This is a genomic window from Kitasatospora sp. NPDC017646 (assembly GCF_044329365.1).
GTDB lineage: Bacteria > Actinomycetota > Actinomycetes > Streptomycetales > Streptomycetaceae > Kitasatospora.
Genome location: NZ_JBIRJC010000029.1, coordinates 27,085 through 46,595, shown reverse-complemented (window position 1 = coordinate 46,595; position 19,511 = coordinate 27,085). Strand labels below are relative to the sequence as shown.

16 protein-coding genes are annotated in these 19,511 nt (G+C 74.1%); 1 reads left to right on the top strand and 15 read right to left on the bottom strand.

The features are described 5' to 3' along the window. Positions 1-5: 5 nt before the first annotated feature. The 12 genes from ACH4J0_RS31850 to ACH4J0_RS31795 form a co-directional block, all read right to left on the bottom strand. On the bottom strand, positions 6-1,322 hold the full coding sequence (locus tag ACH4J0_RS31850) for a lysine N(6)-hydroxylase/L-ornithine N(5)-oxygenase family protein (protein WP_396244316.1): 1,317 nt from the start codon (positions 1,320-1,322) through the stop codon (positions 6-8). 100 nt (positions 1,323-1,422) lie between these two features. After that, complete coding sequence (locus ACH4J0_RS31845) at positions 1,423-2,682, bottom strand: MFS transporter (protein ID WP_396244314.1); 1,260 nt, start codon at positions 2,680-2,682, stop codon at positions 1,423-1,425. Beyond that, positions 2,672-3,988, bottom strand: a complete 1,317-nt coding sequence (locus ACH4J0_RS31840; RefSeq protein WP_396244313.1) for an ATP-grasp domain-containing protein — start codon at positions 3,986-3,988, stop codon at positions 2,672-2,674. The genes ACH4J0_RS31845 and ACH4J0_RS31840 overlap by 11 nt, the downstream gene beginning before the upstream one ends. Then, entirely contained in the window at positions 3,985-5,169 is a 1,185-nt protein-coding gene (locus ACH4J0_RS31835) for a saccharopine dehydrogenase C-terminal domain-containing protein (protein ID WP_396244312.1), read from the bottom strand. Before ACH4J0_RS31835 ends, ACH4J0_RS31840 begins: the two co-directional genes overlap by 4 nt. Continuing rightward, a complete protein-coding gene (locus ACH4J0_RS31830; protein ID WP_396244311.1) occupies positions 5,162-6,220 on the bottom strand; it encodes a saccharopine dehydrogenase in 1,059 nt (352 codons plus the stop codon). Before ACH4J0_RS31830 ends, ACH4J0_RS31835 begins: the two co-directional genes overlap by 8 nt. Before the next feature lie 69 nt (positions 6,221-6,289). Next, a complete protein-coding gene (locus tag ACH4J0_RS31825) occupies positions 6,290-7,414 on the bottom strand; it encodes a cytochrome P450 (protein WP_396244309.1) in 1,125 nt (374 codons plus the stop codon). A 25-nt stretch (positions 7,415-7,439) separates the two neighbouring features. Further along, a complete protein-coding gene (locus ACH4J0_RS31820) occupies positions 7,440-8,618 on the bottom strand; it encodes an acyl-CoA dehydrogenase family protein (RefSeq protein WP_396244308.1) in 1,179 nt (392 codons plus the stop codon). 10 nt (positions 8,619-8,628) lie between these two features. After that, positions 8,629-10,812 carry an iron-containing redox enzyme family protein gene (locus ACH4J0_RS31815; RefSeq protein WP_396244307.1) on the bottom strand — a complete coding sequence of 728 codons (2,184 nt, stop codon included), beginning with the start codon at positions 10,810-10,812 and terminating at the stop codon, positions 8,629-8,631. A 148-nt stretch (positions 10,813-10,960) separates the two neighbouring features. Beyond that, positions 10,961-11,893 (bottom strand): 3-oxoacyl-ACP synthase, encoded by a 933-nt coding sequence (locus tag ACH4J0_RS31810; protein WP_396244305.1) that lies wholly within the window; start codon positions 11,891-11,893, stop codon positions 10,961-10,963. Further along, complete coding sequence (locus tag ACH4J0_RS31805) at positions 11,890-12,768, bottom strand: isocitrate lyase/phosphoenolpyruvate mutase family protein (protein WP_396244304.1); 879 nt, start codon at positions 12,766-12,768, stop codon at positions 11,890-11,892. Before ACH4J0_RS31805 ends, ACH4J0_RS31810 begins: the two co-directional genes overlap by 4 nt. A gap of 90 nt (positions 12,769-12,858) precedes the next feature. Beyond that, positions 12,859-13,644 (bottom strand): thioesterase II family protein, encoded by a 786-nt coding sequence (locus ACH4J0_RS31800; protein WP_396244302.1) that lies wholly within the window; start codon positions 13,642-13,644, stop codon positions 12,859-12,861. A gap of 47 nt (positions 13,645-13,691) precedes the next feature. Then, positions 13,692-13,895 carry a hypothetical protein gene (locus ACH4J0_RS31795; RefSeq protein ID WP_396244300.1) on the bottom strand — a complete coding sequence of 68 codons (204 nt, stop codon included), beginning with the start codon at positions 13,893-13,895 and terminating at the stop codon, positions 13,692-13,694. A 274-nt stretch (positions 13,896-14,169) separates the two neighbouring features. Here ACH4J0_RS31795 and ACH4J0_RS31790 point away from each other — a divergent pair, with 274 nt between their 5' ends. Next, positions 14,170-15,024, top strand: coding sequence for a LuxR C-terminal-related transcriptional regulator (locus tag ACH4J0_RS31790; protein ID WP_396244298.1), 855 nt, complete (start codon positions 14,170-14,172; stop codon positions 15,022-15,024). 83 nt (positions 15,025-15,107) lie between these two features. Here ACH4J0_RS31790 and ACH4J0_RS31785 read toward each other — a convergent pair whose 3' ends face one another. From ACH4J0_RS31785 to ACH4J0_RS31775, 3 genes are all read right to left on the bottom strand, one after another. Continuing rightward, a complete protein-coding gene (locus tag ACH4J0_RS31785) occupies positions 15,108-15,995 on the bottom strand; it encodes a DMT family transporter (protein WP_396244297.1) in 888 nt (295 codons plus the stop codon). A gap of 103 nt (positions 15,996-16,098) precedes the next feature. Continuing rightward, positions 16,099-17,748: an ATP-binding cassette domain-containing protein gene (locus tag ACH4J0_RS31780; RefSeq protein ID WP_396244295.1), complete on the bottom strand. Its 1,650-nt coding sequence runs from the start codon at positions 17,746-17,748 to the stop codon at positions 16,099-16,101. After that, a complete protein-coding gene (locus tag ACH4J0_RS31775; protein ID WP_396244293.1) occupies positions 17,745-19,490 on the bottom strand; it encodes an ABC transporter ATP-binding protein/permease in 1,746 nt (581 codons plus the stop codon). Before ACH4J0_RS31775 ends, ACH4J0_RS31780 begins: the two co-directional genes overlap by 4 nt. Positions 19,491-19,511 lie beyond the last annotated feature (21 nt).

Genomic DNA, 19,511 nt, shown 5'->3' with positions numbered 1-19,511 from the left:
GCCGCTCACACCCCCCAGCCGGCGTCGGCCCCGACCTTGGCGGACCAGTCGATGAAGGACTCCAGGGGCTCGTTGCTGCGCAGCCCGCGGATCCGGTCGACGATCCGGCGGCTGCGCCAGGCGTTCAGACTGAGGTTGGGGTCGGCCAGGCCGCGCTGCCGCTTGGCCGCGTTCTGCACGAAGATGTTCCGGTCGGCCGGACCGTCCCAGCGGACCGCGTAGTCCTGGTCGATCCGCAGCTCCTCGCCCTCGCGCTCCAGGCGGTCGGCGATCGGGGCCAGGAAGTCGGTGGCGGCCGGGCGGAAACCGGTGGCCCAGACGATCACGTCGGCGTCGAACCGCTCGGTGCCCTGGCGCTGGTCGTTGTGGCGTACCTGGACCGTCCAGCCGCCGCCCTCGGCCGCCCGCACCGTCTCCATGGTGCGGTTGGGGGCCAGCGCCACCAGGTCCTCGGCGCCCTCGATGAACCGGTGGACGTAGATCCGCTGGTAGATCTCTCGCAGGGTGGCCTCGGAGACCCCGTCGCTGGTCAGGATGTGCTCGGCGTTGAACCGCTCCCGGGCCGCCGGCGCCAGCCGGTAGAAGTACTCGGCGTGGCCCGGCATGTAGAAGTCGTTGGTGAAGGGCGAGTCGTCGATCGGGAAGTAGTTGCGCCGACGGGAGATCCAGGAGACCCGACGCGGCAGCTCGCTGCCCGAGCGCGAGATGAGATCCAGGAAGGCCTCGGCGCCGGACTGGCCGCCGCCGATCACCGCGACCCGCTTGCCGCCCAGGTGCTGGGCCCGGTCCAGGAACTCGCTGACGTGGAACTGGGTCGGGCCGATCAGCCCGGCGGCCTGCGGCGGCACCCACGGGCGGTTGCCCACCCCGAGCACCAGGTTGTCCGCGGTCAGCCGGCGCCGGTCGGTGTCAACCACGAACCGCGCGCCGTCGAAGTCGACCGCCCGGACCTCCTCGCCGAACCGCACGTTCGGGTTGCGGCGACTGGCCCAGTCCAGGTAGTTGCGGAACTCCTGCCGGGGCACGTCGCTGAACTGGGCGTTGAGGAAGTGGTAGATCCGGCCGTGCTCGTGCAGGTAGGCGAGGAAGGAGAACGGGTTGGTCGGGTCGGTCAGGCTGACCAGGTCCTTGTAGAGCGAGACCTGCAGGGTGGAGCCGGGCATCTGCTGCCCGTCGTGCCAGCCGAACTTCTCCTTGCGGTCGAGGAAGACGTTGCTGACCTCGGGCTCGCTGTGCAGCAGTGAGGCCAGGCTCAGGTTGGCGGGGCCGGCGCCGACACCCAGGCAGGTGTAGTGGGCCTCGGCGGGGTGGGTGTGGGACATGTCGCGGGCCTCTCTTTGTTCTCGGACGACGAAGGTGGAGAAGCGGGCACAGCGCACTGCCCGCCCAACGGGGCGTCAGGGAAGTCGGGTGGGGGGAGGGTCAGCCCGCGCGGGGCGCGGGCCGCACGGCGGCCAGGCCCAGTACGGTGGCCGCCAGCGAACCGAGCGCCAGCAGCGGCCAGACCAGCACGCCGGCCTGGATGAACAGCCAGCCGCCCAGCATCGGGCCGAGCGCACTGCCCAGGCCGAACACGAACTGGAAGCTGCCGATGTAACGGCCCTTCAGCTGCTCCGGCCCGGCGGTTCCGGGGTAGGCGAACACCGTGGGGCCGCCGATGATCTCGCCGATCGACCAGACCAGGGTGCCCAGCACGATCGCGGCCGCTCCGATCGGCAGTGCGTAGCAGGCCACTCCGGCGCCGACCAGGGCGAATCCCAGGCCGATGGTGATCCGCGCCGGCCAGGACTGGGCGAGCCGGGTGACCAGCAGCTCGAAGGCGATCACCACGAAGCCGTTGAGCGAGACCGCGACCGTGTACCAGACGACGGCGAGGTGCCGGTCCTGCACGAACAGCGGCAGGGTGGACAGGTACTGGACGTAGACGACGGCGTGGCAGAAGGCGGCGGCCAGGTAGCGCAGGTAGCGGCGGTCGCGCAGCACCGCCCGGTAGCCGCCGGCCTGCGGCGCCGCGGCCGCGGTGGCACTGCGGCGGGTGGCGGCGGGCAGCGTGGCCAGCGCGAGGACCGCGTAGGCCAGCGCGATCAGCGCCTCGCCCCAGAAGAGCAGCAGGTACCGGTCGTGGCCCGCGTGGTACAGCCAGAAGCCGACCAGCGGGGCCGCGGTGGCGCCCAGGTTCAGGCCGAAGCGGTACATCGCGAAGACCATCACCTGCCGGTCGTCCGGCGTGAGTTCGGCGAGCAGGGTGGCCGAGGCGGGCCGGAAGACCTGCGCGCTGAGGCCGGCCAGGCAGACCGCCGCCATCAGCAGGCCGTACCCGGGCAGGTAGAGCAGGGCCGCGGTGAGCACCGCGGTCGCGCCCATGCTGGCCACGGTGGCGTTGCGCACGCCCAGCCGGTCCGCGAGCGAGCCGCCGACCAGCACGCCGAGCACGGCGCCACCGCCGTACACGCCCAGCGCCAGCACGGTCTCCGGTTTGGAGTAGCCCTTCGAGCCGAGGAAGAGCACCAGGAAGACGTTGAGGAAGCCGCTGAGCCGGTTGACCAGCACTCCGGCCAGCACGGTCTTCACCGCGAGCGGCGCGTCCCGGAAGGTGGCCCAGACGGTCACCCGGGCCGGCACCGGTTCGGCCGCCGCCTGCGCCTGCGCGACCGGCTCCGGGCGGACGGTGTCAGTCGACATCGCGCACCTCTATCGCCACCGCCGCGCGCACCCGCTGCTCCAGCGCGTCCAGCTCCTCGGGTGACGGAGCGTCGATCAGGAAGCAGACCGCGCGGTCCTCGGAGCTCTCCAGCGGGCCGAGCCGGCTGCCGCGCTCCTTGAGCACCAGCACCGCGCGCAGCTCCCCCGGCCCGTCGGGGGCGCCGACCGGCGGGTCCGGCCAGATCCCGGCCTCGCCCAGCCAGACCGGCCGCACGCCGGGCCAGTCCACCCGGACGTCGTCCAGGATCCCGTCCCGGTGCTCCAGGTAGACCTGCCGGGTCCAGCGGCGCGGCTCGGGGTAGCCGACCGGTTCGCCCAGCGCCAGCCGGACGATCTCCGGTTCCAGCGGCTCTCCGGTGGCCAACCGGTAGAGGGCCAGCAGGCCGTCGCCCGGCGTGCGGGCGGCCACCTCCATCAGCACCGGGCGGCCGGCGGCATCCACCCGCCACTCGGCGTGGGCGATCCCGCTGCCGAAGTCGAGCGCCGCCAGCATCGTGGCGTTGGCCTCCAGCAGCGCGCGGTCCACCGGCTCCGGCGCGCTCGGCACCGAGTGCGACAGTTCGACGAAGGTGGCGGCGTGCGACTCGGTGGTGGTCTTGCGGGTGACCGAGGCGAAGATCACCTTCCCTTCCTGCACCAGGCTCTCCACCGAGTACTCCTGGCCGACCACCTTCTGCTCCACCAGCAGCGTCTCGTGTTCCGGGTAGTCGGCCAGCCGTGCGGCCAGCGCCTGCTCGTCGCGGACCGTCACCACACCCGAACTGGAGTGTCGGGCGGCGGGCTTGAGCACCACCGGGTACGCGACCGAGGCCGGATCGAAGGCGGCCCGCTCGGCCGCCGGCAGCACCGTGCCGGAGGGCGCGAACTCCGGCAGGTACCAGCGCTGCAGCGGCTTGGAGCGGCAGACCCGGGTGGCCCGCAGGCCCGGGCCGGGCAGGCCCAGCGCGTCGGCCAGCAGCCCGGTGGGCTCCACCAGGGTCTCGCCCACCGCGTAGGCGCCGACGATCCGGTAGCGCGCCCGCCAGTCGGCGGCCCGCGCCAGCACGCCTGCGGTGAACGAGCCGTCCTGGTTCAACTCGCCGTCCACGAAGGCGATCTCGTCGATCAGCGCGGCCGGCCCGGTCGGGTCGGCCCGGGCGGCGAGCGCGCGCTCGCGCCAGCCGCGCGGGGTGATCAGCAGGATCTTCAGCCCGCGGGCGGCCAGCTCCTGCAGGTAGCGCGGATTACGGCAGACCACCCAGAAGGCTCCGGTCAGGACGAAGGCCGGTGGTCGTCGATCGGTCACAGCAGTGCTCCTCGCGTCGTGCTTTCGGTGGTGCGCAGCTCGGTGGTGATGCCGCGCGCGGCCAGGAAGTCCAGCCACTGTTCGGCCTCCCGGACGCCCTCGGCGGCCCGGTGCAGGCCCGGGGCCAGCGCGCCGTCGAGGATCCGGGTGATGCCGTACGCCAACGGCAGCGAGACCAGCAGGGCCATGGCGCTCTCCCGCTCGTCGCCGCGCAGGTCGAGCAGGCAGCTCCCCGACCAGGCGCCGTCGGCCCAGCTCAGGTCCAGCGCCACGGCGAGCACCACGCGGTCGCGGTCCGTCTCGCGCATCGGATGGCGCTCGGCCAACTCGCCCGCCAGTGCCGCGATCCGCCCGTCGTCGCCGGACTCCACCGTGGCGAAGACCTCGGACCAGGCGGCTCGCCAGCCGGCCGGGCGCAGCGTGCCGCGGACGAAGGAGCGCTTGCGCCAGTGCGGCGGGAAGCCGTACTGCTCGGCGAAGGGCAGGCTGTCGCGGTTGGGGTACACCTCGAACCGCTCGCCGGCCACCGGGTACTCGGTGGTCGCCTGCCAGGGGTGCGGCGCGGTGCGCTGCTGCCAGTCGCGCAGGTAGCGGGCCGGCGAGCGCAGCGCGTTGAGCACTCCGAGCGGGGCCCAGCTGAAGCGGTAGCGGAACTCGTTGAGCTCGGCGGGCAGTCCGCCGCAGTAGGAGGTGAAGTCGGCGGTGCTGACGGCCTCCCCGGCGGCGGTGCGGCCGAGTTCGACCAGGCGGTGGGCCATCAGGTGGTCGATGCCCGGGTCCAGGCCCGCCTCGGTGAGCACCACGGTCCGCTCGGCCGTGGCCGCCAGTTCCGCCAGCTCCGGCGAGACGTAGCTGGAGCAGGCGAAGTGGGCACCGTGCGCCAGCGCGAGGCGCAGCAGCTCGGGGTGGTGGGCCGCCGGGAGCATCGACACCAGCACGTCGCCGGGGGCCAGCGCGGCGGCCAGGGCCGCCGTGTCGAAGCCGCGGGCCCCGGCCAGGCCGGCCAGGCCGCGGGCCGCGAGGCACTGTTCGGCCTTGGCCGCGGTCCGGCCCCAGAGCACCACGCGGGCACCGTGCTCCAGCAGCAGCTCCAGGCCGCTGCGGCCGGTGGAGAGCCCGGTGCCGATCCAGTGCACCGTGCGTATCGCGGTCGAGAGGTCGGACACGGACGGCTCAGACATGGACGGCCTCCAGTTCGTGGCGGCGGCAGGCGGCCCGGAAGTCGGCCCGGCAGTGCCGCCAGGGCGCGGCCGGGTCGGCCAGGGTGCGCAGTTGGGCCACCAGCTCCGCGGAGAAGGCCCGGCTGGCCTCGGCCGGCAGCAGCGAGGGCAGGTTGTCGATGGCGATCAGGTCGAGCGGCGGGTCCTGGTGCAGGCGGCGCACCGGCTCGGACCAGTCGGTGACGGTACGGTAGACCGGCAGCACGTTGAGGTCGGAGGTGACGTCGCAGGTCACGTCGACCACCAGGCCCAGCCGCCGGTCGGCGACCGGGAGGTCGGCGGGGCGCAGGAACGGCGGAATCGGACGGGACGTCAGCACGGTGTTGACCAGCAGGTCGTGGTGGAGCAGCGCGGCGCGGTCCAGTTCGCGGGTCTCCTCCTGGTCCCAGCAGGTGGCGGCCAGCCCGGCCACCTCCAGCGCGTCCACCGCGCCGCGCCCGCAGCGGCCGAGCGCGCCGATCACCAGCGCGTCGGGGGCGCCTGCGCGCATCGAGTGGCGCAGCTGCCGGTCCAGCTCGCTCTTGGCCAGCGGGCGCAGCGGGGCGGTGAGCCGGCCGCGGGCCTGCAGCACGCCGAGCGCCGCACCCACATAACCGGCCCAGTAGCCGAAGGCGGCCAGCCGGCGCCCGGCGTCGTCCACCAGGTACTCCAGGTCGAGCAGCTCGCCGCCGCCGCGGGCGAACCTGGCGAGCAGCTCACGACCGCCCTGCTGGCCCTTGTAGGCGTGCCCGAAGAAGATGTGACGGTGAATCAGCTCGTCGGGCGAGTCCGGGAGCTCCTTGAGCCCGAGGACGTACGCCGGTTCGGGGGCCTCGGTCCAGGAGCCGGCCTCGGCCCCCTGGCAGCCGGCGGCTAGGTACTCGTCCAGCGGGTACACCCGCTGCGGGGACTCCTCCACGGTCAGGTGGAAGCCCAGCTCCACCAGCCGGCGTGCGTCCTGCGGCACCAGCGGGGCCCGGCGCTCGGTGGCGCGCACCTCGTGCCGGATCCACAGCCGCGGCTGCTCTGCCATCGGTCTCGTCCTTCCTGGATGTGGTCGTGCGGGGGTAAGGCGGTGGGAACCGAAGTCGGACGGGGCTGCTCAGAGCAGCGGGATGCGCGCGTTCGCCAGGGCCCGGTAGCCCGGCCCGGCGGGCAACGCGGCCGCCTCGAAGCCGTGCGTCAGCAGTTCGTCCAGGACACCCGCGGTGATCGCCACCGCGAGGTCGGCGCCCGGGCAGCGGTGCGGGCCGGCGCCGAAGGTGAAGCAGCCGGGCGCGGGGCGCCCGGGGTCGAAGGCGTGCGGGTCGGGGTTGGCCGCGGGGTCGCGGTTGGCGGCGGCGAGCACCACCAGCACGGCCTGTCCGGGCTGGACGGTCGCCGCGCCGAACCGCCAGGGCTCGGCCGCGAACCGGCGGGTGTTCTGGATCGGCGCGTCGTGCCGGGCCACCTCGCGGGCCAGCGCGGCGAGGTCGCCGGCCGGCTGCTCGCGCAGCGCCAGCAGCGAGTTGCCGATCAGACCGGCCGTCGCGTCGTAGGTCTGCGAGAGGAAGCCCACGGCGTTGGCCAGCAGCGGCGCCGTCCGCGGCCAGTCCCGCCGACCGGCCGCCCGGACCAGGGCAGCCAGCAGCCCGGTCGGCTCGGCACCGGTCAGGCCCGGCCCGAGCAGCTCCCGCAGCCGCGCCGCGGCCTCCGCGGCCGCCCGCTGCTGCTCCGCCGTGGCACCGGCGGGGATGCACTGCACGAAGTCCCCCACCAGTCGCGCCGCCTCCGGCTCCAGTCCGGCGTCCAGGCCGCACAGCGCGGCCACCACGCGGGCCGGCACCTGGAACATCAGCTCCTCGAAGCCCGGGCCGCCTGCCCGCTCCAGGCTCTGCCGGGTCCGTTCCGCGGCCAGCTTGCCCGCCTCGGCCGGCTCGGCCTCGCCGAGCGCGTCCAGCACCACCTGCTTGAGGCGCTGCTGGTCCGGGCCGTCGGTCATCCGGACCAGGTCGCCGAAGACCGCACCGGCGGCGGTGCCGAGCAGCCCGGTCGGCACCGGCTCGGCCGGCGGGCGGACCCGCAGTTCGGCGGCCGACAGCGCGGCGGTGACCGAGGCGGCGTCGGCGGCCACCCAGGCCTGCAGCTGCTCGTCCCAGCCGAACGGACGTTCCGCGGTCAGCCGCGCGTAGTACGGGTACGGGTCGGGGTGCCGGACGGCCTCGACCGGGTTCGTCGGGGTCTGCATGGCAGTGTCGCTCCTTGACAGTACGTCAGCGGGCCCGGCGCGCGTCCAGCGCACCGGCGATGGTCAGCTGTTGAACCTCCGAGGCGCCCTCGTAGACACGCAGCGCCCGGATCTGCCGGTACAGGCGTTCGGGCAGGCTGTCCGCGACCAGCCCGGCGGCGCCGTGCAGCTGCACGCACCGGTCGACGATCCGCTGCGCCGCCTCGGTGGCCTGCAGCTTGGCGATGCTGGAGTGCTTGCCGAACCCCCGGTGGCCCCGGTCGAGCTCCCAGGCGGCCCGCCCGACCAGCAGCGCGGACGCGTTCAACTCGACTTCCATGGCGGCCAGGTCGAACTTGACCGTGGGCAGGTCGAACAGCACCCCGCCGTAGATGGCGCGCTGCCGGGCCCGTGCCTGGGCCGCGTCGGCGGCCCGCCGGGCGAAGCCGAGCGCGGCCGCGCCCACCGTCATCCGGGCCCGCTCCAGCAGGTCCATCGCCACCACGAAGCCGCGCCCGGGCCGCCCGAGCACCGCGTCGGCGGGCACCCGGCAGTCCTCGAACGCCAGGTGGGCGAAGGGGCGGGGCGCGATCGCGTCGATCGGCTCGCGCACCCGCAGGCCCGGGGTGTCACCGGGGACCAGGAAGGCGGTCAGCCCCAGCGGCCCCGGTCCCTCGCCCGTCCGGGCGATCACGCAGACCACGTCCGCCACCGTGCCGTTGGCGATCCACGCCTTGCCGCCGTTGAGCACGTACTCCTCGCCGTCCCGCTCGGCGGTCAGCGCCACCGCGGCGACGTCCGAGCCGGACTGGTCCTCGGAGACCGCGAAGGCACCGGCCAGGGTGCCGGCCGCCAGGCCCGGCAGGTAACGCCGCCGCTGCTCGGGACTGCCGTACCGCAGGATCGGGGTGGCCGAGAGCACCTGGATCGCGAAGGCGAAGTCGGCCAGGTCCTCGGCGTAGGCGAGCGCCTCGCGGGCCAGGCAGACCGAGCGGTAGTCGCCGTCGGTTCCGGGCTCCTCGTCGTCCAGGAAGGCCAGCCAGCCGGCCTCGCCGAGCGCGGCCAGCGCCCGGCGCACGGCCTTGTCCGGGCCGTCGGCGCGCAGTTCGGTCCAGAGCGCGGCCCGCTCCTCGCACCACCGGCCCAGCCGCTGGGCGCGGTCGCGGTGCTCGTCGGTGTAGAAGGGCAGCCGGAGGATCTCCGGGTCGAAGGCGTTGGGGGTCACGGCGGGCTCCTCAGATGACCAGGTCGTCGGCGGTGTCGGTCCCGGTGGCCAGCGAGTTGACCAGCTGGTGCTCCACGAACCAGGCGAAGGAGGCGTAGCCGCGCCAGATCCGGCGCCACTCGCGCCGCACGGCCGCCTCGCCCGCCTCCCGGCGCACCCCGTCCAGGTGGGAGACGATGATCTCGGCGGACTGGCGGGCGTGGCCGGCCGAGAAGTTGTCGATCGACAGGTGCGCTTCCTCGTACGCGGTGTCCAGGTTGTGGCGGCGAAGCTTCTGCACCTCGTGCAGGCGCATCTCGCCGAGCCCGAACATCTCGATCCCGAGGTTGTAGCCGAGGATCTCGCTGTGCAGCCGGTCCGGGAACAGCGCCAGGCAGATCTGGTGGATCGAGAACCGGTAGAGCTCGTCCGGCAGTTCGCCCTGGTCCAGGAACTCCGTCGAGCGGATGTGCGGCAGCTGGACGTCCATGCTGGCCAGCACCTGGCGGATCAGCGTGATGTGGTTCTTGGCGAGCTCGCCGCGACCCATCTCGTCGGCGTAGATCGAGAAGAGCATCGCGTCGCTCTGCCGGTGGTAGCGGCCGTGGTTGCCGATCCGGTGGGCCCAGGTGCCGTCGATCAGGCTGCCGAGGGCGAAGGTCTTCTGGTGGAAGATCACCTCGTCGCGGTCCGGCACCTCCTGGAGTGCGCGGTACGGGCCGACCAGCTTGTCCCAGTAGATCCGGTCCACCCGCTCCAGCAGCGCCTCGGGGGTGTAGTCGAACCAGCTGGCGTCCGTGTACCGGCCGCCGGCGCCGTGGCGGAAGAGCAGTTCGGCCCGTTGCAGGCCCTCCTCGGCGGTCTGCGCGGCCAGCGGCAGGGTGTTGGGGAACTGCTCGATGTTGACCAGCCGGTGGAAGAACTCGCGGTCGTCGGCGGGGGACGCCTCGGCGAACCGCACGTCCGGCGGGGCGGTGGCGAGCACGGCCCGCTGCCAGTGCGCGGCCTGCTCGTCGCCGCTGGTGTCGGGCCGCAGCGGCGCACCGGCCGGCTCGCCGGCGGCGACCGACTCGGCCCACTCCTTGAAGACCGCGGCCTCGGCCTCGTCGAAGATGCCGAACATCGGGCCGCCGAACTTGACCGCCCGGGTGAACGGGCAGCCGCCGCGCCGCAGCGGGCGCAGCTGGCGGGAGGCGCGGAACTCGGCCATGAAGGCGTCGAGGTCGAACTGCGGGTCGGCGAAGGTCTCGGAGAGCAACTCGCCGCCGATCTTGACGTTCTTGTGCTGGCGTCCGGCGAACGGGCGGTGCCGCTCGACGATCTCGGCGGCCCGCGCGTCCACCGACAACCCGGCCCGGTAGGACACCAGTCCGGCCAGCAGGGCGAGCTGCTCGCGCTCGATCCGGACCACCAGCCGGACCGCTGCGGCCAGTCGCCGCCGGTCCTGCGCCCCGGTGTCCGACCGTTCGGTCAGCTCCAGGTACTCGGCGAGCAGCTCGTCGACCGCGAGCGTCGGCTCGGTGCCGTTCAGCAGGTCGTCCAGGCCGAGCGCGTGGAAGGCGTACTGGACTCCGACCACCTCCGGCAGGAAGGCGGCGGGCAACCGGGACAGGGCCAGCAGGAAGGCGCCGTGCAGGGCGGCCAACGGGCGGGCCTGGGCCCGGACGAGGAAGTCCGCCTCCTCCGGCTGCGGCAGCAGCACCCCGGCGTCCTCCAGCGCGCGGCGGCGCCGCTGCGGCACGGAGTGCTGCGGGCGGCCCTCGCCCTTGAGCGCGAAGTACTGGGCGTAGAGCCGGTTCACCACCAGGGCGGGCTGGGTGGCGGGCTGCGAGACGGTGTCCAGCCAGCAGCCGGCCAGCAGCGCGACCGGGGCCCGGCCACGCAGCGCGACGGCCCGGTCGGCGGGCGTGGCGGTCAACCGGGCCGCCGTCGGGGCGAACTCCGCCCGGGCGCCGGCCACCAGGGCGGAGAGCGCGTCCGCGGTGACCGGCCCGGCGCCGGGGTCCTCCGCGGCGAGGAAGGCGGCCAGCACCCGGCGGGCCACCAGCAGGGTGGTCTGGGACTCCTGGTCGGCGAGCAGCCGGTGGTAGGTCACGGCCGGGCCGGCGGCCAGCACCGCTTCGGCCTCGGCCTGCGCGGTGGGGCTGAACTCGAAGCCGCCGACGGGCAGCGAGGTGGTCAGGTCGTCGAGGTCGTGGGTCTGGTGGGCGTACACGGGCACTCCATCGGACGGTGGCGTGGCAGGGCGCGCCGGGGCGACCCACGGACGGCGGGCAGCGCGGCGGGAGGGGGTTCTGGGGAGGGGTGGCGCGACGGGCGGCCCGGGTGGGGCCGGGCCGACGGCGGATCGGCCGGACGGGGCGTCAGCCGCCGTCGCGCCGGAGCAGGACGGCGACCCGAGAGCCCGGCACGCTGACCGCGGCCAGGTAGTGGCCGCCGTCGCGCAGCAGTCCGGCGCGTTCCTGGTCGGCCAGGTTGATCAGCGGGTCCGCGGCGAAGCAGTGCCCGAACCGGGTGATGTTCGCGGTGTACAGCTGGCGGGCGGTGAAGCCGGCCTGGCGCTCCTTCATGGTGACCAGCGGCAGGAACAGGTTGGCGTGCAGGAGTCCGTCCACCTGGTCGGGCGCCAGGCCGAGCGGCGTCAGCAGGCGCCCGTTGGCCTCCCGGGCGAGGTCGGCGCTGATCTCGTGCGACCAGTCCAGCGCGGCCGCCTCCTGGGCGGCGGCGGTGGACCGGATCCGGTAGTGGACTCCGAGCCCGCTCCCTGCCCCGGCCGTGGTACCGGCCGAGACCAGGCAGCTCGCCGCCCCGTCGCTGAAGAGCGCGAAGCTCTCCATCCGCTCCTTCTCGTCCTCGATCCGGTCCGTGGTGACGACCAGGATCCGGCGGTGCCGGCCGGCCGCCACCAGCGCGTGCGCGGTGTCGAGGGCGACCAGCAGGTTGGTGCAGCGGTTCAGCGTGATCCCGAGGAACGCCGCGCGCTCGAGGCCGGTCCCGGTCAGGATCCGCTCCACGAACCGGCCGTGGGTGCGCGGCCCGCCCGGGAACCGGGTGGAGCACAGGATCAGCGCGTCCACCTCGGCCGGGTCCACCTCCGCCGCCCGCAGCGTGGCCGTGCCGCTGTCGATCGCCAGCTCCGCCAGGCCGCGGCCGGTGCGGCGCACCGACCCCCAGCCCCAGAGCGCGGCCCTGGGCACCATCTTCAGCTCGGCGGCCCGTTCGGCCAGGCACTCGACCTCGGTGTGGTCCAACTCCTCCTCCCCCAGGACGTACCGCGGGGCCTGCAGGACACTCATGACGTCGCTTCCTTCGGGGGTCGATGGATGTCGGACAGCTCGGTGAAGATCTCGTTGGCCCTGGCGTACGGCAGCGCCCGCGCCGCGAACCCGAAGGTCCCGGTGGTGCGCACCTCCTCCGCCGCGGCCAGCAGCCCGCCCAGCGCGGCGCGGACCAGGGCGGATCCCAGGCTGATCCGCCGCACGCCGAGGTCGGCCAGCTGCGCGACCGACAGGCTCAGGCCGCCGGCTGCGGCCAGCACGTTGACCGGGCGGTCCAGCTCGGCGCAGACCGCGCGCACCGCGTCGGCGTCCGGCAGGCCCGGGGCGTAGAGCACGTCCGCGCCGGCCTCCTGGTAGGCCTGCAGCCGCGCGACCGTGTCCTTCAGGTCCGGGCGGCCGTAGAGGAAGTTCTCCGCCCGCGCCGTGACCGTGAAGGGGAAGTCGAGCGAGCGCGCGGCCTCGACCGCCGCCCGGACCCGGTCCGCGGCCGCCGCCGGCTCCAGCACGGGCGCCTGCGGGTCCCCGGTGGCGTCCTCGATCGAACCGCCCACCAGGCCCGCCCGGGCGGCCAGCCGGATGGTCTCGGCGACGTCCTCGGGGCTCGGCCCGTAGCCGCTCTCCAGGTCGGCGGCGACCGGCAGCGGTGTGGCGGCCACGATGTCCGCGGCATTGGCCAGGGCCTCGGTGCGGCTCACCCGGTTGTCGCCGTCGGGGCGGCCCAGCGAGAAGGCGAGGCCACCGCTGGTGGTCGCGAGCGCCGGGAAGCCGAGGCCGGCCAGCAGTTTGGCGGATCCGGCGTCCCACGGATTCGGAATCACGAAGGCGGTGGACCGCTCGTGGAGTTCCCGGAATACCCGGGCGCGGTGGTACTGGTCTGCGGCTGCCGACTGCATCGCAGGATCCTCTCTGTTGTGACGCGAGTTGCGGGGGTTTCCCCGGTTGCGGTTCCGGACGGGTTGCCACCCGTGGTTCCGGCGGCACAACTAGATAAGTTCGACGTGTTCCTCCCGCGCGCTCGGCGCACCGGAATCCGCACGAATGAGTGAGCGCAGCAGATCGACCGCGGGCGCCGGGTCGGGGCCGAAGTAGAAGTGGCCGCCGTCGGCCCAGTGGTAGCGCAGCGGCAGCACGGACTCGTGCTCCCAGTGGCGCAGTTCGGCCGGCCCCACGTGCGGGTCCTCGCGGCCGTTGACCAGCGAGATGCCGATCGGCAGCGGCTCGCCCGGCTGGTAGCGGTAGCCGGAGACCAGGTGGAAGTCGGCCCGCAGGCCCGGCAGCAGCAGGTCCTGCAGTTCGGGCTCGGCGAGCACCTCGGGCGGCAGGCCGCCGAAGAAGGCGACCGCCTCGGTGAACTCCTGGCCGCGCAGCTTGGCCGTCTGCCGCACCCGCTCGCTCGGCAGCAACCGCGGGGCGGCGCAGCCGGACGCCACCAGGTGCCTCAGCAAGGGGAGTTCGCGCAGCCGACGGGCCGTCTCGAAGGCGAGCACGGCGCCGAAGCTGTGGCCGAAGAGGAGGAACGGACGGTCCGCGGCGGCCGCGACGGCCCGGGCGGCGCCCTCGGCCAGCTCGGCGATGCCGGCCGGGCTCGGCTCGTCCAGTCGCAGGCCGCGCCCGGGGGCGCAGACGCCGACCAGTTCGGCATCGGCCGCCAGGTGCTGCTGCCAGCTCAGGAACGAACGGGCGTTGCCGCCGGCGTGCGGGAAGCAGTAGACCAGGTACGGGGCCCGGCTGCTGGTGGGGCGGGAGACGAACCACGGTGAGTCGGACATGGCAGACGGCTGCTCTCTTCGGATCTGGCGGCGGTGGGCCGGGAGGGTCAGGCGATGGGCGCCGGGGTGGGGGTGGCGGTGGGGGTGGCGGTGCCGCCGATCGGGGGGTTGTTCCAGCCCACGTCGGCGCGGTTCTGCACCGCGACCGCGGCGGCGCCGTGCAGCAGCGAGGTGCCGGCGAGCACACCGGCCACCGGGGCCAGCAGGAGGGCGAGCGGGGCGACGATCCGGACGGAGGCGTACTGGCGCATGGCAGACCTCTTTCGTGAAAGCTTTGATCGGGGGAAGGTATTCCGGACATCGCTGATTAAGCGTCAATTCCGGAATTCATCGCGTTGCGCCGCGAGCACCTGAGGACAACTCAGTTTGCTCGCACAGAAGTCGAGTTCGGGTGCTGCGGCGGGTTTCCCTCGTGTTCCCCGGGGTGTTCCGCCGCCCGCACAACCAACCTTCCCCTGGCTGGGTTCACGGCTCCAGACCTAGGATGGTTCGGGTCGTCGCATTGCAGTTAACCGAGGGGTCTATATGCGAGCAGGATCGGGCAAATCGGACGCGCAGGGCAACGTCGGGGGGGCGTTGGCGCCCGAGGTGACCGCGCAGGGCCAGGACATCGGCGACAACCTGGTCGAGGCCGCCCTGAAGCTCGCCCTGGCCCAGTTGGCCAAGCAGCAGAACCAGGAGAAGGAGGGCCCGGCGGCGGTGGCCGGGGAGCCCACCGTGCAGGGCGTGGTGCACCTGCACGGGCTGCCGGAGATCAACCGGACCATCCAGACCGCGCTGGAGGACGCCGAGCGGGAGATCCTCACCGCCCAGCCGGACGGCCCCAGGCCCGGCACCGTGCTCGACGAGGCGCTGGAGTCGGTGCGCCGTCAGATCGCCGGCGGGGTGGCCATGCGCACCCTCTACCAGCACACCACGCGGTTCGACGAGGCGACCAAGAACTACGTCCGCACGGTGACCGACCACGGCGTCCAGGTGCGCACCCTGGCCGAGTTCTTCGACCGGCTGATCGTGATCGACCGCAGCACCGCGTTCATCTCCGCCAACGACGACCGCACGGTGGCCTCGATGATCACCGAGCCGTCCGTGGTGCGCTTCCTCAGCGACGTCTTCGAGCGCTCCTGGGACCGGGCCGAGCCGTTCCCGTTCGTCCCCATCCACGCCGCCCAGGCCGCACCCGAGGTGGTGCCGGCGATCCGCGAGTCGATCCGGCGGCTGCTGGTGGAGGGGCACTCGGACAAGGTGATCGCCCGCCGGCTGGGCATCAGCGAGCGCTCGCTGCAGGCGCACGTCGCCGCCATCAAGGACGGCCTGGGCGCCAAGAACCGGCTGCACCTGGGCTACCTGCTGGGCCGCAGCGAGACCACCCTGGTGCTGTAGCGCCGCCCCGCACTCCGGCACGGGACGGACCGGCCCCGCGCCGCGCGGGAGTCCCGCCCCCGCGCGACCGGTGCGCGGCGTCGTCAGCGGCGCCGGGAGACCGCCACACCGCCCAGGCAGAGCACTCCGCCGAGCAGCGTCAGCCAGCCGGGCACCTCGCCGAGGACGGCCCAGGACATCAGGACCACCAGGGCCGGCACCGCGTACGTGGTGGCGCCCATCTTGCCCGCGGTGGTGCGGGAGAGCGCGTAGGCCCAGGTGGTGAAGGCCAGCGCGGTCGGGAACAGGCCGAGGTAGACCATGTCCAGGGTGGCCCGGAGCGGCGCGTGCCCGACCTGGTCCAACAGCTGCGGGCCGAACGGCAGGCAGGCCACCGCACCGACCAGGCAGCCGAACGCGGTCGTCTGCAGCGGCGAGGCGTGCCGCAGGGCGGGCTTCTGGCTCACCACGCCCGAGGCGTAGGCCGCCGCCGCCAGCACGCACAGCACGATGCCGAGGACCGAACTGCCGCTGCCGCCGGACGTCGAGGCACCGACCACGATCGCGCCGGCGAACGAGACCGCCATGCCCGACAGCAGGCTGCGCGGGAAGCCCTCCTTGAGCAGCCAGCCGCCGAGCAGCGCGATCAGCACCGGGCCGATGTTGACCACCATCGCGGCGGTGCCCGCGTCGACCTCCTTCTCGCCCCAGTTGAGCGCGACCATGTAGAGCCCGAACCAGAGCACCCCGGAGGTCAGGATCCCGGGCCAGGCGGCGCGCGGCGGCAGCCCCTCGCCGCGCACCAGCAGCAGGGCCAGCAGCGCCAGCGCGCCGGTCAGCAGCCGGCCCAGCGCCAGCGCTCCCGGGCCGAACGCGCCGCCCGCGTCCCGGATCGCAACGAAGGCGGAGGCCCAGAGCACCACCGTGGTCGAGGCGGCCGCGACCACCTTGACGTCGAACTTCGCCGTTGCTTGCGTCGTGGTGATATCCATGGCGCCAAGCTAGCGTGGTTTGGACCTGCCGAACGGACGTCAGACGGCTCCGAAACCCGCAAATTGTGGGACTGGCCAGCACGTTCGCCACCCGTACACGGGTTCACCCCGACCATCCCGTTGCTCCGGCCATCCGGTGGTCGGCCATCCGGTGGTCGGCCAGATCGACGATGACGTCCGGAGGCCACGGGAGCAGCGCGATATCCCGGTCCTGCAGGGCCAGTACCAGTGCCGAGTCGGGCAGCTCTCGGCGCAGCTCGCCCAGGAGCACCTCAGCGGTCGGGCGGTCGAGTCCGGCGGTGGGTTCGTCGAGCAGCAGGATGCGCGGGCGGCGCAGGATCGCGCGGGCGATGGCGAGGCGGCGCCGCTGGCCCTGGGACAGTGCGCGGCCGGCGGGGCCGACCGGGGTGTCCAGGGGCAGGGTGGCGAGGTCGACCGCTGCCAGTGCCGCGCGCAGTTGCTCCCGGTCGGCGCGCGGTGCGGCCAGGCACAGGTTGGCCCTGACGGTCGCGTCGGCGAGCCAGTCATCGACCTCGACCAGGGTGAGCGCGTCGGCGAGCACGTCGGAGGGCAACTCGGCGACAGGGACGGCGCCCAGGCACACCTGTCCGGAGGCAGTGGGCATCCGTCCGGCCAACTGGCCGAGGAGTGTGGACTTTCCGCTGCCGTTGGGGCCGGTGACAACCACCAGCCCGGGGCCCCGGACTGTGAACGAGAGGGGCCGCCCGCTGTTGCCGGCGGGCAGGTCGGCCACGGTGAGCACCGGGTCTCCGCTCGCCCGCCAAGAACCCGGCCGGTCGGCGGCGGTCGCGGTGTACGGCCCGAGACGTACGGCCGCGTCCTGGGCGGCGGCCAGCTCCCGGAGCAACTGGGGAAGGCGGTCCAGCAGCTCCCACACCGCCGCGAGCAGCAGCACCTCGCCGACGACGTCGGCCACCGGCTGCGACCGGGCGCCCGCCTGCAGTCCGAGCAGCAGGGCGAGGCCCTGGCCGAGCGCGGCGAGCAGCCGCAGGCCCAGGGTGCCCAGCCGCTGCTCGGCTGCCGCGGCGGCAGCACCCGCCTCCTCGCGTTCCAACGCCACCGCGACGGCACCGCGGGCCTGCGTCACCGCGTCCAGGCAGCGCAGTTCGTTGAAGGCGGCCCGGGCGGCGATCAGGTCCGTCCGGGCACCGGCCCGCGCGGCAGCGGCGTCCGCGAGGTACCGCCGGGCCCGGTGGCCGGTGCGCACCGCCCACCAGAGACCGCCCGCGAGGACGGCGAGCTCGGCGGCGCCGAGCGCCGGGCTCGCCCGGAGCAGCAGCACCTCCACCAGCACCGCCGTGACGGCGCAGCCGGCGAGTGGCGCGACGACCTGGGCGGGCAGCCCGGCGACCGTCTCCACGTCGGTGGTCAGGCGATCGAGCAGCGTTCCGTCCCGTTGGGCGCGCAGCTCGCGCGCGCTCAGTTCGCCCGCGCCCCTGACCAGGCGGCCGCGCAGGGTCACGGTCGTGCTGAGGACGACCCGGTGGCTGGTCAGCCGTTCGAGGTAGCGCAGCGTGGTGCGCAGCAGGGCGAGCGCGCGGACCGCGCCCGACGGGTACATCCACGACCAGGTCGTGTTGGCCAACAGCGTCACCAGCGCACAGGTCGTCAGGAACCAGCCGGACAGGCCCAGTAGAGCCGCGGCGCTCAGTTCCGCGGCCGCGGCCAGCAGGAGGCCGACGACCAGGTCGCGGCGGGGCATGGAGTGGCGAAGCAGTCGCCAGGGGCTCATTGCGGTCTCCCCCGGTCCAGGGCGATCGTCCGGTCCGCGAGCGGAAGCAGCGCGGGACTGTGGGTGGCGAGCAGCACGGTCCGACCGCGCGTCAGGGTGCGCAGGGCCACGACGACGCGGGCCTGCGCCACCGGGTCGAGATGGGCGGTGGGCTCGTCCAGGCAGAGCAGCGGCGCATCCATCAACAGTGCTCGCACCAGGGAGAGTTGCTGAGACTGGCCGGAGGAGAGCCCGCTCCCCCGCTCGCCGACCGATGTGTCCAGCCCGCTCGGCAGGTCGGCGAGCAGGTCGCCGAAGCCGAGCGTGTGGAAGGCGGCGCAGAGCTCGGCGTCGGTGGCGTCGGGTCGGGCGAGGAGCAGGTTGTCGCGGACGGCGCCGGGCAGCAGGTGCGCGGGCTGGCCGACCCAGGCAACCGAGGCGGGGGACGGCGGCCGAAGGATGCCGCCCTGCTCGTGGACGACGGTTCCGGCGGTGGGTGCGGTCAGACCTGCGACGACGGCGAGCAGTGTCGACTTGCCCGCGCCGCTGGGACCGGTAACGGCGAGGAAGGCACCTGGGGCGAGATCGAGGCTCACGTCGTCCAGGGCGGCGACCGAGCGGCCTGGATGATGGACCGACACGTGATGCAGGCGCACGCCGACGGCACCGTCACTGCGCCGGGCAGGCTCGGGCGGGGGTGTGTCCTCATCCTCGCCGCCAGAGCTGCCGAGGATCCCGTCGATCAGCTCCGCCGCGGCGCGGGCCTCGGCGCGGGCGTGGTAGCCGCGGGCCAGGTCGCGGGCAGGGGCGAAGTAGGCGGGGGTGAGCACCAGCACGAAGAGCGCGGTGGCCAGGCTCATCCGGCCCGGCACCAGAGGCAGTTGCAGGTAGTCGAGCAGCACCAGTCCGCAGTAGGTCGCCACCACGGCGAGGGTGCCGGTGATCAGCAACTCGATCCAGGCGGTGGAGAGGAAGGCGACTTTCAGAACCGTCATCGTGCGGCGGGCCAGTTCCTCGTCGTCCTCGTGCAGGGTGGTCGCGGCGGCTTCCCGGGCGCCCAGTCCGATCAGGGTGGGCAGACCGCGCAGCTGGTCGAGCAGGCGGGCGCCGTGCCGGCGCACCGCCGTGAGCTGCGCGTGGACGGCTGCCTGCGTGCCCAGCCCGATGACCTTGAGGTTGGCCGGCAGCAGCGGGGTGGCTACGACCAGGATCAGCGCCACGAACCAGCTGCGGTCCGCGATGGCGGCCAGGACCAGGCCGCTTCCGAGCAACATGGTGGTGCGCGCGGGGACGTACTGCGTGAGCCACTCGGTCAGCCGGGCGACCTCGCCGGTCAGGGACTCGGCGAGGTCGGCGTCGCCGGGGCCGGTGCGGACGGGGCCACTCGCCGGTAGGGCGGCGGCGAGCAGGCGCTCGCGCAGCGCCGCGCGTACCCGGCGGGCCCCGCGAGCGGCGGCCGCGTCGGCGCTGGACAGCAGCACGGCTCGGGCCGTCAGCCCCGCGGCGACGAGCCCGGCGGCAGGCAGGATCTGCACCGCGATCCGCTCGCCGTGCTGGGCGGTGAGCCCGCGCTGAGCGGCCCAGGCCAGGCCGGCCGCCCAGAACACGGTGCCCAGCTGGGCGAGACCCCTCAGCAGGCCTGCCCGCCGCAGCTCGCCGCGGCCGGGCTCGGCCCACGCGTGCAGCCGGGCCGACACCCCGTCGGCCCGCTCACGGGCCCGCTCGTCGCCGAGTTCGGCCAGCAGGGCGGTCGAGGCGCTCATGCTCCCACCTCGCAGAGGTCG